Origin of the sequence: Porphyromonas pogonae (genome assembly GCF_036320655.1) — a bacterium.
Taxonomy (GTDB): Bacteria; Bacteroidota; Bacteroidia; order Bacteroidales; family Porphyromonadaceae; genus Porphyromonas; species Porphyromonas pogonae.
Genome location: NZ_CP143258.1, coordinates 805049 through 821638 on the forward strand (window position 1 = coordinate 805049; position 16590 = coordinate 821638).

10 protein-coding genes are annotated in these 16590 nt (G+C 41.6%); 4 read left to right on the forward strand and 6 right to left on the reverse strand.

The features are described 5' to 3' along the window. Nucleotides 1-14 precede the first annotated feature (14 nt). Nucleotides 15-2642, reverse strand: a complete 2628-nt coding sequence (locus VYJ22_RS03085; protein ID WP_329904991.1) for a valine--tRNA ligase — start codon at nucleotides 2640-2642, stop codon at nucleotides 15-17. A 562-nt stretch (nucleotides 2643-3204) separates the two neighbouring features. Next, a complete protein-coding gene (locus VYJ22_RS03090) occupies nucleotides 3205-3330 on the reverse strand; it encodes a hypothetical protein (RefSeq protein ID WP_329904992.1) in 126 nt (41 codons plus the stop codon). A 280-nt stretch (nucleotides 3331-3610) separates the two neighbouring features. On the opposite strand from VYJ22_RS03090, the gene VYJ22_RS03095 reads away from it, so the two are divergent. Then, nucleotides 3611-4951 (forward strand): hypothetical protein, encoded by a 1341-nt coding sequence (locus VYJ22_RS03095; RefSeq protein WP_329904993.1) that lies wholly within the window; start codon nucleotides 3611-3613, stop codon nucleotides 4949-4951. Between the two features lie 36 nt (nucleotides 4952-4987). After that, nucleotides 4988-5782, forward strand: coding sequence for a phosphatase PAP2 family protein (locus tag VYJ22_RS03100; RefSeq protein WP_329904994.1), 795 nt, complete (start codon nucleotides 4988-4990; stop codon nucleotides 5780-5782). A gap of 853 nt (nucleotides 5783-6635) precedes the next feature. On the opposite strand, the gene VYJ22_RS03105 is transcribed toward VYJ22_RS03100, so the two are convergent. Genes VYJ22_RS03105 through VYJ22_RS03120 form a run of 4 tightly spaced genes read right to left on the reverse strand, consistent with a single transcriptional unit; the run spans nucleotide 6636 to nucleotide 11056 of the window. After that, on the reverse strand, nucleotides 6636-7967 hold the full coding sequence (locus VYJ22_RS03105; RefSeq protein WP_329904995.1) for an Omp28 family outer membrane lipoprotein: 1332 nt from the start codon (nucleotides 7965-7967) through the stop codon (nucleotides 6636-6638). 12 nt (nucleotides 7968-7979) lie between these two features. Further along, complete coding sequence (locus tag VYJ22_RS03110; protein ID WP_329904996.1) at nucleotides 7980-9692, reverse strand: DUF6029 family protein; 1713 nt, start codon at nucleotides 9690-9692, stop codon at nucleotides 7980-7982. Beyond that, nucleotides 9692-10171 (reverse strand): TlpA family protein disulfide reductase, encoded by a 480-nt coding sequence (locus VYJ22_RS03115; protein ID WP_329904997.1) that lies wholly within the window; start codon nucleotides 10169-10171, stop codon nucleotides 9692-9694. Before VYJ22_RS03115 ends, VYJ22_RS03110 begins: the two co-directional genes overlap by 1 nt. A 39-nt stretch (nucleotides 10172-10210) precedes the next feature. Then, entirely contained in the window at nucleotides 10211-11056 is an 846-nt protein-coding gene (locus VYJ22_RS03120) for an Omp28-related outer membrane protein (RefSeq protein ID WP_329904998.1), read from the reverse strand. Nucleotides 11057-11524: 468 nt separating this feature from the next. Between VYJ22_RS03120 and VYJ22_RS03125 the strand changes: the two genes are divergently transcribed. Together VYJ22_RS03125 and VYJ22_RS03130 are read left to right on the forward strand one after the other, a co-directional pair. Further along, a complete protein-coding gene (locus VYJ22_RS03125; protein ID WP_407989445.1) occupies nucleotides 11525-15841 on the forward strand; it encodes a cobaltochelatase subunit CobN in 4317 nt (1438 codons plus the stop codon). An 84-nt stretch (nucleotides 15842-15925) separates the two neighbouring features. Next, nucleotides 15926-16534 (forward strand): hypothetical protein, encoded by a 609-nt coding sequence (locus VYJ22_RS03130; protein ID WP_329905000.1) that lies wholly within the window; start codon nucleotides 15926-15928, stop codon nucleotides 16532-16534. Nucleotides 16535-16590: the final 56 nt, after the last annotated feature.

Consider the following 16590-nt stretch of genomic DNA (forward strand, 5'->3'; position numbering starts at 1 on the left):
AACTGTTCTTAATGTTACGCCTGTGATTTCAATTGCTCAAGGCTTTGTTTGATGGTGGCTATACGGCTTTCTGCATCTGATTGCTTTTTGCGCTCTATAGCTATAACTTGTTCGGGAGCTTTACTAACAAAACTCTCATTTGCCAACTTTTTCATAACGGAAGATAAGAACTTTTCTTGATATGCGAGGTCTGCTTCAAGTTTTGCTTTTTCTTCTTCCACATTGATAAGCCCCCCAAGTGGTACTGCGAACTCATCTGTCCCTACCATGAATGATGCTGCACCCTCACTTTTTTCTGAAGCTCTCGTGATAGCATCGAGATTTCCCATCTTGATAATTACGGCATCAAATGCAGTGCTGAATGATTGCCCTGCTTCGAGAGTCAAAGCCTCTTTTTGTGGGATATTTTTTCCTAAACGAATGCTCCTTATGCCTGATATCACTTCTTGCATGTGTGCAAATGATTGCAGGAAGGTTTCATCTATTTCCGTGGGGCTTTCCAACAGAGTTACCATAATGCTCTCTCCATCGTTGCGTTTGCGAATAGCCTGCCACAACTCTTCTGTAATGAAGGGCATGAATGGGTGCAGTAGTGTGAGCAACTCCTCAAAGAATGTCATGGTCTGTTCCAGAGTTGTGTTATCTATTGGTGATCCATAAGACGGTTTGATAATCTCAAGATACCATGACGAAAAGTCGTCCCAGAATAGTTTATATACCGTAGTGAGAGCCTCGCTGATTCGATATTTTGAGAATAAGTCATCAAGCTCTGTCTTGGCTTGATCGATCTTCATGCCCAGCCATTTTACAGCTAGAGCCGAGGCCTCTGGTTGAGGGCTGTCGGTAACTTCCCAGCCTTTGATAAGTCTAAAGGCATTCCATATCTTATTACAGAAATTACGCCCTTGCTCACACAGACTTTCTTCAAAAAGCACGTCATTGCCGGCAGGTGCAGCCATCATCATACCCATACGTACGCCGTCTGCTCCGTATTTGTCTATCAATAGTAATGGATCCGGAGAGTTGCCCAAACTTTTTGACATCTTACGACCCTGTGCGTCGCGCACAATACCGGTAAGATATACGTTTTTGAAAGGCATATCACCCATGTATTCATAACCTGCCATGATCATGCGTGCTACCCAGAAGAAAAGGATATCAGGACCAGTTACCAAGTCGGATGTGGGATAATAATATTTGAGATCAGCATTGTCTTTGTCCATTACGGGAGCGAATACACTTATAGGCCACAGCCATGAAGAGAACCAGGTGTCGAGGCAGTCGCTTTCCTGAGTGAGATCTTCCAATGTAAGGGCTTCGTTGCCTGTTTTTTGTTTTGCGATAGCTAGAGCGTCCTGTGGTGTAGTTGCCACAACATATGCTCCGTCCGGCAAGTAATAAGCCGGAATACGATGTCCCCACCACAACTGACGGCTCACACACCAGTCCTTTACATTTTCCATCCAGTGGCGGTAAGTGTTCTTGAACTTTGCCGGGTGCAGTTTGATGTCATCATTCATCACAGCCGCCAGAGCCGGCTTAGCAAGATGTTCCATTTTCAAGAACCATTGCATAGAGAGCTTAGGTTCTATAGCCGCATCTGTTCTTTCGGAATGCCCCACTTTATTGGTGTAAGGCTCCGTCTTCTCCATCAAACCCGCCGCTTGCAGATCTTTCTCTATCTTATCACGAACGTCAAATCTGTCCATGCCTGCGTATGCTCCACCTTTTTCATTGAGTGTACCATTGTCGTTGAATATATCTATAGACTCCAGTTGATACTTTTCGCCCAACATATAGTCATTGACATCATGAGCGGGAGTTACCTTCAGGCACCCGGTACCAAACTCTATCTCCACATATTCATCTTCTATGATGGGTACGGCACGGTTAACTATCGGTACTATTACTCTTTTTCCGTTGAGCCAGTTGTAGCGTTCGTCATTAGGATTGATGCACACAGCCGTGTCACCCATGATAGTCTCCGGGCGTGTCGTTGCCACCACAATATACTTATCGGGCATACCTTCCACAAAGTAGCGGAGGTAATAAAGTTTGCCTTGAGACTCCTTGTAGACAACTTCTTCATCGCTCAATGCCGTGAGAGCTTGCGGATCCCAGTTTACCACGCGTATGCCTCGGTAGATAAGTCCTTTGTTGTACAAATCCACAAATACATCCAATACGCTTTGTGATCGCTCATCGTCCATGGTAAAGGCAGTACGCTGCCAGTCACAGGATGCGCCCAAACGTTTCAGTTGCTCCAAGATGATACCGCCATGCTCGTGAGTCCAGTCCCATGCATGAGCAAGAAATTCGTCACGCGTAAGGTCTGTTTTTTTGATTCCTTTACTTGCCAGCTTACCCACGACCTTGGCCTCGGTGGCAATAGATGCATGATCCGTACCCGGAACCCAACATGCGTTAAATCCTTTCATTCGAGCACGACGCACCAGAATATCTTGTATGGTATTGTTGAGCATATGCCCCATGTGAAGCACTCCGGTAACATTGGGCGGAGGGATGACGACGGTATAAGGCTCACGTCCGTCAGGTTCGGAATGGAAAAATCCCTTATCCATCCAATATTGATACCATTTGTTCTCTACAGCTTCGGGGCTATACTTTGATGCAATTTCCATAAACTTGCGTTGTACTACTTATATGATATGATTATAAAACTTAATTGGGGGCGCAAAGCATAAATCCCTCGCGCAGCATCTGCAAAGGTAAATAATTATCTGCAAAGGTGTTTTATCCCAAGCTCTTCAAATATAAATACGCCACTTAATATCAGCAAAGCAGGATAAACACCATTCCTTCACGGAGGAAAGCTTTGAGCATCTTCTCCAAAAATAGAACTTTCATTTATCTCTTTATGCAGAGGGGTACAATTCCACACAATAGATGTTCGAGGTGATGTGTAAAATAGATAAGTCCTCAAAGGCTGTTATTACATCTGATTCAATGAGATTTCTCAAGGGGGCGCGGGATGTAAGCGCAAATATATTGAGTTGAATGAAAAGAGAAGAGAATCCTATTTTATACCCCAATGAGGGCAAACCGGATCTAGCGTTGCAAAAGATATATAAATATCGCTTGGCTATTGTTTTAAATAAGCTTGTGATCCCAATCTCTTTTCTTTTATTTAGACTTCTAATTACGATTAAACATGAAACAAAAGTGAGATATTAAAAGAGATTCCTATTTATAGCTGTTTGTCTGATCTGTATTGATCAGTTGTTTTATAAAACAGGCCTCGTACATAAATAGAGACCGTTGCATAGCAGGCCAATTGCTTCGTTGCTTGCGAGATTCGCGCTTAGTCATTTACCTGAAGTAAACTCCCTGTGCACTCACTCTTAGCGCCTTGCACTTTACCCTCTCTGCCCGGTCAAAGTGTCTTTTGTCGGCTTTGCCTCCAAAATCCATGAGACTGTTGACTTTTGCAACAGTCTCTTAAGGCATCCTTTACCAAATTTCGGACTATTAGTATCACTTACTACGACGGGCTTTTTATGGCCTTTAGCTAAGAAAAATGGACCAAGAGATGTTTGTTTTTGAAATATTAGCTACTTTTGTGCTTCAATTCAGCACTTTATAAAATATAATGAAAAGGAGCATTGTCTTTTTTTTCGTCATAGTTCTATTTTTTTCTTGTAGTAAAAGAAACGAGCCGCAAAGCAACGTTGAGGATAAATTTTCCTATATCGGTTGGCCGGGAGGTAACCTGAAATTGTATGATGAGAATCATACTCCGGAGTATTGTTTGGGCAAGGGCTATGATATGAGTCGGTACAATGGATATACTCCGCAGGGAGTTTGTGAGGGAAATATTATTGATCTGGAAAGAGCCCTCAGAGGCAACGCCATTGATCCTATGTCCGGAAAGGCTTACAAAAGTGAGTCCATACATATAAAGCAGCATGCTGCGGGGGAATATGCTCCCTATGTATCAGAGTTTCGTAATAGGGGATTATACTTCAGACATATTTTCCCATTCGGTAAAGAAGGAGAATCCCCTTTTATCAACATTGTCTATGAGTATTTCGATTTCAAAGTCAAGCATAAGCCGGATATATTACTGCATCGCCGTAGACAAGATACCCCGGATATAGTTTCTTTGGAGATAGGAAATGACCCTCAGATATTGGAGGGGTATCTGACAAAATCTTTTGTTGAGACACTTTTGCAGGCCAAGCCGGAGCGTATCAGACAGAGCTACGGCACACACCTGGTCTCCAATTATTACTATGGAGCTTTCAGTGATTTGCTGCTTTTGGCTTCTAAGAAAGAATACACGGATGCAGGTCTGCGGGATATAGCAGAGTCTTTTATAAAGCCTACTTCTGGGCTAAGAGAGACTTTGGATATTTTCAATTTCAGAGATAAGAGCAAATCCAGATTCGACTTTTTCTATGAAGCGGTACAGCACAACAAAAACTATCGGGGTTTCTGCGGTATTCCTTTTAATCAAGAGCCTTTGGCGCTCTATCGGATAGTCAAGAATCCTTTGCTCAAAGTAAAGCTATTTTGTAGTTTTTACTCAGAGATTACTCAAGGCAAGGAAGCAGCTCCATTGGATTATATCTTATCCGATCCTAAGACTATGAAACCGATAAAGTTTCGATCAAAATACATTTTTACTACACTTCTGGAATACCCTTACGAGGATAAGGTAAAATTGTTTTATGGTGATTACGGGCATAGTTTGAGTATTCATAATTTAAATAGTAGTTTACCCCGTAGCAATAAGCCTACCGAATGGATTGTAAAGCAGGATAAAACTAATTGTGCGATTACCTTTTATGATCCTACAATATCAAAATTCTTATGCACGGATCTTATCCTTCGTACATTGGATGAGGACAAAGAGGGATTGCGTTTCTGGGCAATAAATCCCGTATTGCAGCTAGAAACAGGTATCAATGAGAATAAGACTCTATTGTAAAAATATCTTTGCCCATTAACTTATAACTAATTTTAGATGATTTCATTGTTGAGGATCTGTCTGCTGATCCTATTGTTGGTTTTGCTCCATTCCTTACTTGTTGGGGCACAAGAGAAGAAAGAAGAGAAAAAAGAATATTTGCTTGATTCCGTACAGGAAAAGCGTTTTATAGGCGAAATAAAATTACCGCTAACACTAATTACGGCGGGGGTATTGGTCAAAACTATACCCTATGTAGATAGGAAGTTGCAGAATGCGTTGGCGTGGAACAAGGATATACTTGATGGTGTGTCTCAAAGTAATCCCAAATATATCAATACTTATGATGATCAGCTACGCTTTTTGCCACCCATAGCTGCCTATGCCATGAATCTTTTCGGGCTCAAAAGCAAGCACCGTTTTATTGATCGTAGCGCTATTCTTGCTGTTTCTTATGTAGTGAGTGATATGGTAGTACACAGACTCAAAAAAGCAACACAAAATTACCGTCCTGACAGACCCATCACGGTGAAAGATTATTCTTTCCCTTCTCAGCACACAGCTATGGCTTTTGTGGGTGCTACTTTTTTACATAGGGAGCTGGGGCATCATTCACCATGGATTAGTGTGGCCGGCTATTCAGTAGCTACATGGGTGGGGATGTCCCGTATTTTCAAAAATCGCCATTGGTCATCAGATGTATTGGTAGGAGCCGGTGTTGGTATTCTTTGCACCAATCTTACTTATATGGGTTATGACTGGTTTATGGGTAAGTACGGTGCTAAGCTAAATATCATGCCTACAGTGTTCGAGGGAAATCAATGGGGTATGACTCTTGTGGCTAATTTCTAAAAAAAAAAGGATTTGTTGTGAGCAACAGTGATTTTTACAAGCCTTATTTACCAGATCGATTACTTTCTGTAATTATGAGATGGAATGCGTGAAAATATCAAATTGTAAACAATCATAATAATGTATACTGTACCCCATAAATTGTCCGCAAATAGGATATAAGTGCCTATTTGCGGATTTTTCTTTATCCTCATGACAAGCATAAAACAAAAGTTTGAAAACCATGAGCCCAATCTTTGAGAATGACCTGGTCAATCTTTGAGAATGACCTGGTCAATCTTTGAGAATGATCTGGTCAATCTTTGAAGATGAAAATATCGATGTTTTTAAGATATTATTGAGGATTTTATAATTTGAGGGAAAGAACACCCTCAGGGGCATAATTTCATCAGCTTTCAATGGGTAGCTTTACCCTGAATTATGTTTTGGAAGTATTTTTGACTTCTAAGATAGGCTCGGCCTGCTGTAAAATGATAATTCTATTTGTCGATGTAATGTTGCTTCGGACACGCCCAAAAGTAATATTCATTATCATGAATCTACCCAATTGAGACCGTTGCATAGCAGCAAATTGCTTCGTTGCTAGCGAGATTCGCGCTTGGTCATTTACCTGAAGTAAACTCCCTGTGCACTCACTCTTAGCGCCTTGCACTTTACCCTCTCTGCCCGGTCAAAGTGTCTTTTGTCGGCTTTGCCTCCAAAATCCATGAAACTGTTGACTTTTGCAACAGTCTCCAATTGATAATCACGGTAATTGACTCCTATTCAGATATGAGAAGAGCGCAATGAATAGGCTGAATAGCATTCATTACGCTCTTTATAATGTGAGAGAAAAATATCTCTAATTCAATGATTATTCTTTCTTGACAGACGCCGGGTCATATTTGAAGACAAGGCGTAAATATGCAACTTCTTTGTTATTCTGTTTCAAAGAGACTCTTACACGATAATCGTCTTTTTTCTCTTTGTGCTTTTCATTGATCTTATAATGTATCTGTATGGACTGTTCGGTATCCACAGCATCTTTTTCCACTTTGAACTCTCCCGTATATTTTTCAGTATCCTTCACCAGGAAGCACATGCCGCCTGCACAGACTTGGAATAATCCGCCAAATTCGGTTCCGATATGGTCCTCTTTACTTATTTCCATAGCATAAGTGCCTTTCCCCCCCTTTTTACCGGGGATAACATACAGTAATGGGGTTTCCATTTGATTGAATTCCTCTTTGGACATCTTGATACGGCTTGCCTCTGTAATGATAACTTCCGATCCAGAAGCCAATGGCTTATCATTGACATGGAATGAAAGTCCCTCATTTTCGGGTGTCGGTTTTACGTCACCGGGGTCGTCATCACTGGGTTCGGGCTTTATGCCTGCTCCCAGAGCCACGATAGATGCTTCTAATATTTCGTTTGTTTTGCGGTTGAATAAATATGCTACCACTTTGGCATTATCGGGTTTCACTACTTTTGCAGGCATGTCTGCGTCCAAAGAGTAGGTTTGTCCTGCCTTGCAGGGAGCTCCCCACAATCCGTTTATCTCACCTCGGAGTACATTGTGATGGAAATAGTTGTCTTTCTTCCCTTTTGCAGATGTCTGTAGTGCTCTTATATCCTCTACCACCCATAACTGGATGCCCAGATCTTGTACTTCGGACTTACCTCCTATGGTTGTAGGATTTGCCGTCACTTTTACTTTTTTGCCCGAATCTTTGAGCTCGGCTTTCAGATTGATGCTATAAGTTGCTTTAGTATTCACCGCTTTTCTGATCATAGCCGGCCAAACGGCTTTCTTTTGGGTGTACTTGGGTTCATTAGTTATCTGAGTCCTATTGATCATTATCCCCGGTATGGAGAGAGGGAGGTCAAAGGTCTTTGAGTATTGGTCGGCTGCATCAGAAGCTAACTGCTCTGTAGTCTGCCCTGTACGCATAGCATGCATGGATACAATGATCACGTTTTTACTAAAACTCTGTGTCTCCTTGTGCAGAAATTTTGCAGCTTCAGGGCAGTTTACACAATGCTGACCGGTATATTCCTCAATAAGAACAGTGCTTCTGTCAGCTTCGGGTATGAGAGGACTTTCGTCCGGTACCCAGCGATCTTTTTCGTCGATTTTGTCGCATGCCACCATTCCTATTGCGAGAGTAATGGCTGCGGCAATATATTTGATTTTTGATTTCATGAGAATAATAAATTAGAAGTTTACATTGTATGACAGATATACTCCCTCTGTAGCGGGCATCATACGGCAGACTCCGCCCGAGCAGTTGATTCCTTTTCGGGTGCGTCCGTAAGAGATTTGCAAACGATGGGGGCCATAAGTGCCGGCAGCAGCAAACATATAGTAGTGTTTGTTCGTAACTCCTACATTCCACTGGTCACTCACAGTGAAGATAAAATAGGGAAGCACAGAAAGCTCAGCTAGTCCGAAGAGCCAATCTTTCTCGGCTTGTTTGGTGTGCAGGTATTGTAGCTCCGTTCTGAGAGCCAGTTTCTTTGACAGCTTATGCTTACCATCATATATAAATATATTGCTGTGTATAATGTCACCGTTTTCAGCGTGCCCTTCTATCACCTTCTGATTATAAAATTGATTCATATAAGTAAAGGTGTAGCTATAGGTGGGAGAGATTTTTTTGCTGATTTCCAAGTCTATGTCATGGAAATAACTATTGTCCATATCAAAGAATCCTGATGTGTAACCATCAGTCCCTACCACGGATTCATCCTTAGGGTTATTGGCAATCTCTTCGGTGGGCCACTGTTTTTTGATGCCTCTCACATGCGATGCCGAAAGCTTTACTCCTGTACCGTATTTACCTCCAAGGGGAGACCCTTTTGCAAACTTGTACCTTAATTCCGACTGGAATGCCCACTCCCCGCCGGGTTGTGTAGCATAGGGGTATAGTGCAGCCAAAGAATAAGTTTGTTGCTGGGTAAAAGGTTGCAGGTGGTTTATTCTCAGAGCCGTAAGCATGGCTGTGCGAGATGATCTGAAGTCAAAGTTGTCGCTACGCCGTGCACCCAGCAAAATGCTCAAGCCTTTGTCTGCATAGGTAGCAGTAAGCATAGCCACTGAGCCGTTACGGTAGATATAGTTGTTATCGGCATTGGGGTCGTTATATTTGTACGCATATTCACCGTACAAATCCCAGTTGCCATGTCTGAGTTGGAGTCGCGCACCCCATGCGGGGACATTCTGGGGCTGGTGCAAAAGATATAGTTTGTTATTGATGGTCTTGGTTATATCACTGGGGCTTTCGTGTTTGGAAACAAATGAAGCTCCCAGATTTATTACCCAGCCGTTGTTGTCAAGAGACTTTATCCATTGATTGATCCCTAACTCCACATCGCCCCCCCAGATATATCCACGGTCAGAGTTGAAGATACGGCCATTGTGGTCGAAGTAGTTTCTTTGTTGTCCGCCCAGAGCCTTCAAAGTCAGCCCCTTTACCGTACGTATGGTGATGCGCCCTCCTCTGATGGCGTTGTCTATACCCAAATTTCTTTCTTCGTAAGAGCGTAAGAGTATACCGCTACCGAATTGCTCGTAAAGATCTCCCACTGTAGCTTCCATGCCTTTGTAGCGACCTTTTAGATATATATTGGGCAATCCCCATCCCTTCTCATCCTCATGTCCCGGAAGGGGATGGCTCAACTCTTCAAATCTCATTCCGGCTTCGAAGAATTCATTACTGATATTTCCCGTGATATAGGTATTGCCCATCCATTTGTTTTTGATCCCTTTTTGAGTTGAATAGTGGATGTCGGATTGAATCCCGAAAGCTGTTTTGAGTTTCCAAGGATTGTTTTGATTCTGCATACTGTCCGTACGGGCATCGGATTGTGCCCAAGTCACACCGATGCTCATAACGGATAGTAAGCTTATTGCTAATGATCTTCTCATTACATGCAGTTTTTTACTTGTTTGATCAGCTCGTTTTCAGATCCTTCCGTATATCCGGCGTGTCGATATACAATTTTCCCGTTTTTGTCTACGACAAATATTGTAGGAACCATGCTCACATTCATGGCACGCATCAGATCACTATTTGTATCGAGTAGTACTTGATACTGCCAATTTTGGGCTTTTACCAGTGGCTTCACCTTAAAGCTGTTTGCTCCGTCATCTATAGATACGGCTATAAGCTTTACTCCGGTTTCCTCTTGCCAGTCGTCATATACTTCGTTTATGGCATTGAGTTCCCGCAGACAAGGTTTGCACCAGGTGGCAAAGAAGCTTATGATCATGGGTTTGTCTCCATTTTTGAGGGTTTCGGTCTGTATACTTTTCCCGTCTATATCTTTGATTGTCACAGAGGGGATCTGAGCCTTCGCTTGCAAACAAGCAATAAGTAGAAGGCTGATAAAGAATAGTTTTTTCATTATCATTCCTTTTATAAAACTTTATGAATAAAAATTGAATTAGAGCTTAGCTTTTACTGCACTGATAAACTTCTTAGATGCTGCGTCATAGACTATGACTACAAGCTCACTGTTTTGAGGAGCAAGAACCTTGGCAGGTAACTCCTTTTCCAGCTTAAATATTTCGCCAAGCTTGTAATCAGTACCCCACGTAGTATTAAGTGATCCTCTAAATACATGGTTGTGTACAAAGTTAGGGTCTTGTGGTTTGCCTTGGAAAGTTTGTAATCCGATAACATTATTTTCTGTTACCCAGCAAAGCACCTTGAAAGACTTATCTTTTACAGCAGCTTCTTGACCTTTTATGACCTTGCTGTTGAGCTCAATGCTTACTTTGCGATCAGTACGTTTTACATTGAGACCTAAGCCTATTATAGGCTTTTCATTTATAGCTTTTGCAAGGCTGTCATGAATCTCCTTGGAGGACAGATCATCTACAACTACATTATTGAAAGCGAGGGTGGGTATACCGAATATTTTCAAAGTTTCTAAATATTCCATTCCTTCTTCTGTGAGGAAAGGTGCCGTAGAATACATGCTTAGACCATGTATTGCTACCGCGATAAAGTTTTCTTTGAACTCTTCGCTATACTTATTGACCAAATTTATTACTCTAGGGCATGAGGGACATTTTTGTCCGGTAAAATCCATCCCTACTACATTGGTTTTACCATTGCCGTCGGGAATCACAGGTCCGGGATTCGGATTTGGTGTTACGGATCCTCCATTGTTGGGATTAGGGGGTGCAACGGGTTCACTGTTGTCGCTACCACATGATACGAAAAGGCTTAGTGACATTGCTGCCAAACAGACAGAAATACACTTGTAAATACTTTTTGGTGTCATAGAATTTGAGAAATTAGGTTTGATTAATAATATAATTAAATAATATAGGCCCCTTGGGTAGGCTTATTTCGTAAACAGACATTATGCTAGTGTAAATATAATTAAAGAATCAATATAAAGGTGTTAAAAGCTTATTTTTTTATTATTTTAGCATTTAGCTTTCTGATTATATTTGCCCTTGGAGAGACCTTTTTATGTCTTTCAAAGTCTTCTTTATACGATCACGCCATAGGGTGGTAAGCTAAGCTACTTTATTATCAAGTAGCATATTATATATTGTATAATTATAGAAGTGCACAATATGAAGAGATGCATATTGGCACTGAAATAAAATAAGGATACCCAATACCTGCTTGTTGGTAGAAAAGAACATTCTTTTAAACAAATTAACCTGAAAATAGGTATTCTATGGCTTGATTGCTTCGGGTAAATTTGTAGCCTAAAACCAAAGATGTATAACCTGAAATGTTGAAAAAAAGAACATCCTTTACTATACTTGTTATTGCAATTTGTGCACTTTTATTGCTTTTGCTATGGAACAAATATGCATCATCTACTAAGATTGCCCTAGTCAATTTTCCACAATATCAGGCATCCGGAATTATTGTTTCTAATAAAGACAAGAACATTAAATTCAAAGAAGTTACGCTCGAAAAACTCAGTGATCTCAAATCATATGATTGTGTCCTGGCTTTCGGGATGGGACTCAAGCTTACACAAGAGCAACGTGATCAGATGCAAAAAATAGCTGACAATGGAACTCCATTATTGGTAATACACCCCACCTCTCCAGAAAATATAATATCAAGCCTTGATTCCATTGAGGAAGAACGCATCATCGAATACTATGATAATGGCAATAAGAAGAACTACCAAAGTTTGGCTCGATATATACGTAAAGATATTGATGGTAAGAAATGGTTTGTAAATGATCCGGATACAGTGGTCAATAGTGCTTCCGAAGTTTATTATCATTTGAATGAAGATCTTTCTTTCAATAATATTAAGAGCTATGAGGGATACCTCAAGAAAATAGGTCATTACCGTGATGGAGCTGCTAAAGTGATGATTGTAGGAGGGCTCAATGACCCCTATAGTGGTAACAGGGATAACATAGATAGTCTTATTACCAGTCTGGAGGTATCTGGTCTTAATGTCTATCCCGTATCATCGTTTAGCGAACGTATCAAATTCTTACAAGAAGTCAATCCTGACTTGGTGGTATATTTTGCTCACGGTCGTTTGGCTATGGGTAATGGTGATGCCGCCGTAGAATATTTAAAAGCTCGCAATATTCCTATTTTAGCGCCTTTATCCATATTGCAAACGGAGAAGGAATGGTCTGCTGACCCTATGGGAATGGCAGGAGGGTTCCTTTCTCAAAGTGTTGTAATGCCCGAGTTGGATGGCGCCATATATCCTTTTGTCCTTACTACTCAAGAAAAGAATGATGACGGACTTTATCTGCTAAAGACCGTGCCGGAACGATTGAAAACATTTACAGAACTTGTAAATCGCTTTATAGCACTTAAAAGAAAAGAAAATTCAGAGAAGAAAGTTGCCATTTACTATTTCAAGGGACCGGGAAAAGAGACTCTTACTGCCCAAGGATTGGAGACTATACCCTCGCTTTACAACCTCCTAAAAAGATTACGGGGAGAGGGATATAATCTTGCCGGATTGCCTGAAACAGTGCAGGCCTTTGAGAAGCAGTTGATGGAGCAGGGGCAGATTCTTACGACGTACGCCGAAGGCGCTTTTGACGAATATCTGCGTACAGGTAATCCTGCGTTAGTCGCGGATCAAGACTTCAAACAATGGATACAGCGTGATCTATCCGTCTCTCAGGTATCAGAGATGAGAGAGCGGTATGGTGAGATACCCGGGCGATACATGAGCCGTTCTATATCCGGTAAAAGATACTTGGCTGTAGCGCGAGTACAATATGGTAATGTGGTGGTATTGCCTCAGCCTATGGCAGGTATAGGAGATGATACTTTTGCTATCATTCACGGAGCCAAAATGGCGCCTCCATACCCTTATGTAGCAGCATATCTATGGGCAAGAAATGATTTTAAAGCTGATGCTATAATGCATTTCGGTACCCATGGCAGCCTTGAGTTTACACCCGCCAAGCAAGTTGCTCTTTGTGGTAATGACTGGGCGGATCGCTTAGTAGGCCCAATACCGCATTTTTATTACTACACTATAGGTAATGTGGGTGAAAGTATTATTGCTAAAAGACGTTCTTACGCAGCGACTGTGTCTTATCTCACCCCTCCTTTTACGGAAAGTAAGACTAGAGAAATATACAGCAACTTGCAAAAGGCTATCAAGCGATATTATGAAATATCTGCACCAGGAGAAAAGACAAAACAATCTCTGGAAGTCAAGAAGCTCGCAGTACAAATGGGAATTCATAGAGAATTACGCTTGGATAGTACATTGAGCAAACCTTACACAGATAAAGAGGTCGAGCAGATTGATAACTTCGCAGAAGAAATAGCTTCTGAAAAGATCAATGGACGGCTGTATACTACCGGCGAAGTGTATACTCCTGAAAAGATTGCATCAACTGTGCTTGCTATGAGCTCTGATCCTATCGCTTTCAGTATGGCCAAGCTGGATCAATTGAGAAGCAAAGACACGGGGGATAACACCAAGAATAAACGTTTATTCAATGAAAAGTATCTGGCTCCTGCTCAGGCTTTGGTGAGACGCTTATTGAATAGTGGTCATGTAGATGAAGGTACTATTACATCTTATGCACACCTCACCAAAGAAGATATTGAAAAATCCCATACGATAATGACTCCTCCCCGAGGAGGTATGGCTGCTATGATGGCCGCTATGTCTGCTAAAAGGGACGTAGGAGGTAAAAGTGATAATAAAGCTAATCGTCCAAGAAAAATGCCCAAAGGCCATCCGTCATGGATCCCTATTCCCGCAGGGAGTTCCAAGCCGGGCACAGCTTCTAAGTCCAAAGGGCATCCCGGAAATACTCCTGCAGGAGCGAAGTCTTCATCAGCTAAACCTGCTGCAGGAGGCCACCCTCATGGAGGAGGTAAACCCATAGAAAAGACATATACCAAAGCTGAGCGCGAATATGCCATGGCTGTTTTGGAGATAGAACAGAGTATCCTGAATGTAATTAATTATAAGAATGCCTTGGAAGAAAGCCCCAAGCGTGAACTTGATGTAATAGTGAATGCATTAGGGGGGGGGTATATAGCTCCTACTTCAGGAGGCGATGCTGTAGCTAATCCCCAAGCAGTACCTACGGGGCGTAATCTCTACTCTATTAATGCGGAGTCTACTCCATCGGAGAGGGCCTGGAGCAAGGGTGTAATGCTCGCAGATAATACATTGAAACAGTACAAAGAGCGTCATGGCAAATATCCCATAAAAGTAAGCTACACATTTTGGAGCAGTGAATTTATTGAAACGGAGGGGGCTACTATAGCCCAAGTCTTATACATGCTGGGTGTACAGCCTGTGAGGGATATGTTTGGTCGGGTCTCAGACTTAAGTCTTATTCCATCCAAGCAATTAGGGCGCCCCAGAATAGATGTTGTAGTACAAACATCAGGTCAATTCCGCGATTTAGCTGCTTCTCGTTTGTCTCTAATTACAAGGGCTATTGAGATGGCATCTAATGCGGGAAAAGAGGAGTATCCAAATTATGTAGCAGATGGTACTGTGGCTACGGAGAAGAGCTTGGTAGAAGAGGGGCTGTCTCCTAAAGAAGCGCGTGAGTTATCTACAACTCGTGTTTTTGGAGGTATCAACGGCATGTATGGTACCGGCATTCAGGAGATGATCAAAGCCGGAGACAAATGGGATAATGAGAAGCAAATTGCTGAAGTTTATCTTCAGAACATGGGTGCAGCTTATGGAACCGAGAAACAATGGGGCAATTTTACCAAGCACCTCTTCAAAGCGGCTCTAAAGAATACAGATGTGGTGGTACAACCCCGTCAAAGTAACACTTGGGGAGCTCTTAGCCTAGACCATGTGTATGAATTTATGGGAGGTCTCAATCTCACCGTACGTAATGTTACGGGCAAGGATCCTGATGCATTCTTTGCTGATTACCGTAATCGTAATCACGTGCATATGCAAGAGCTTAAAGAAGCTGTAGGTGTAGAAAGCCGTGCTACCATACTCAACCCTGAATATGTAAAAGAAGTAATCTCAGGAGGAGCGAGCAGCGTGGCTCGTATAACAGATGTGGTGACTAATACTTATGGATGGAATGTAGCTAAACCGGATGTGATAGACAATGAGTTGTGGAATGATATGTATGACATGTATATAAAAGATGTGCATTCATTGGGAGTAAAGCAAGCATTCGAAAAAGTAAACCCTGCCGCAATGCAAGAGATTACTGCTGTTATGCTCGAAACCGTACGCAAAGGGATGTGGAAAGCATCGGCAGAGCAGATAGCCACAATGTCTAATCTGCATACCGAACTTGTCGATAAATATGGCTCTACAGGAGCAGGATTTTCGGGAAGTAACACCAAATTGCACGAGTTTATTGCCCGGAACATCTCACAAGATAATGCCCGTAAATATCAGTCTTCTCTAAAACAGATGCAAACAGCTTCGTCTCGAGATAAAACTGTAGATGACAAAGGTGTGGTGATGAAGAAGCAAGAGATTGAAAATGGAGATAAGCCTTCTAAGAAAGTATTCAATGGTCTTATGGTCGTTGGGGTAGTGCTGATCTGTTTCATCTTGCTTTTGATAATGCTGAGAAACAAACGTAAGAAAAAGTCTTAACAGCGACGTATTATGGAGTTTGTAATCCAGATTTTGATATTATTTATATTTCTAGGCACTACTTTGAAATTAAGCTTTACGTCTGTGTGGCAAAGAGTCGGTTTTGGTTTGTTGTGCGGTATGTTTATCATACTGACATATCCTTACTGTATAGAACAAACCAAAACGGGCATTGCCGGATATATAAGTAACAGGCCTCTACGGGAGAATGCTGCTATATTAATATCTGTGGAGGCCTTCATATACATCAGTTTTTGCTTCTCGCTATTCAGATCCAAAGACCACCCCAAGCTTAAGTGGACCAAATGGTTTACCGGATATTATATTGGGTTGCTCATCTTTCCTTCTCTTTTCTATTTGCAAACAAGCCTCATTTTCGGATTTCCCGGTGTAGACTTCAAGCTTGTGTCATGGAGCTTTGCTTTCGTTGTCGCATTTGTCATACCTCTATTCACACAACTACTGATTTATATGGTGCCTGAGAAAGATCTTAGATTGGAAGTATTTTTCTTGGTCTCTCTTTTCATTTTTATTTTGGGGGTAATAACCACGGTAGATGAAAAAATAAACTATGCTCCGGCCAAAACCAATTTGAGCCTAAAGGCTATCGGGATATCTGCTGCTATCTTTCTTTTTTTCTTTTTGATAGGGCGTTACACTTATCTCTTCAGGCGATTATTTAGAAATAAATAAGACATTATTTTACTCTCCATAATACAAAACATAATTAAGACATCGTACTAAAACTA

Coding starts and splice junctions, on each gene's coding strand:
- VYJ22_RS03085 (WP_329904991.1), bottom strand. CDS start 2,642: ATGGAAATTGCATCAAAGTATAGCCCCGAAGCTGTAGAGAACAAATGG.
- VYJ22_RS03090 (WP_329904992.1), bottom strand. CDS start 3,330: ATGACTAAGCGCGAATCTCGCAAGCAACGAAGCAATTGGCCTGCTATG.
- VYJ22_RS03095 (WP_329904993.1), top strand. CDS start 3,611: ATGAAAAGGAGCATTGTCTTTTTTTTCGTCATAGTTCTATTTTTTTCT.
- VYJ22_RS03100 (WP_329904994.1), top strand. CDS start 4,988: ATGATTTCATTGTTGAGGATCTGTCTGCTGATCCTATTGTTGGTTTTG.
- VYJ22_RS03105 (WP_329904995.1), bottom strand. CDS start 7,967: ATGAAATCAAAAATCAAATATATTGCCGCAGCCATTACTCTCGCAATA.
- VYJ22_RS03110 (WP_329904996.1), bottom strand. CDS start 9,692: ATGAGAAGATCATTAGCAATAAGCTTACTATCCGTTATGAGCATCGGT.
- VYJ22_RS03115 (WP_329904997.1), bottom strand. CDS start 10,171: ATGAAAAAACTATTCTTTATCAGCCTTCTACTTATTGCTTGTTTGCAA.
- VYJ22_RS03120 (WP_329904998.1), bottom strand. CDS start 11,056: ATGACACCAAAAAGTATTTACAAGTGTATTTCTGTCTGTTTGGCAGCA.